1 protein-coding gene is annotated in these 260 nt (G+C 40.4%); it reads left to right on the forward strand.

Annotated elements, in window-relative coordinates; all coding sequences use genetic code 11:
- A partial coding sequence (locus EII29_RS12540) for a hypothetical protein (protein WP_158612581.1) occupies positions 1-260 on the forward strand: 260 nt, incomplete at both ends.

Below are 260 nucleotides of genomic sequence, written 5' to 3' on the forward strand. Positions count from 1 at the left end.
GGGGACTTAGTAGGCATAGATGTATCACAGGGACATATAGGGATAGGAGAAAGAGGAGTAGATGCATTAAGTTTAAGTGACCTTGAACTGTTAAGTAAGACAATAGACATAGCGGGCATAATAAAGGCGTCAAAAGAAACAAGAGTACTCATATCAACAGGCGGACAGAGGTATGAGTATAGGACAAAGGAAGTAAAAAGTAAAGGAGAGACATATAAAGGGATAGCCGTAGATGGAAAAGCTGCAGGAAGTATGTATGC

Origin of the sequence: Leptotrichia sp. OH3620_COT-345 (genome assembly GCF_003932895.1) — a bacterium.
Lineage (GTDB): Bacteria > Fusobacteriota > Fusobacteriia > Fusobacteriales > Leptotrichiaceae > Pseudoleptotrichia.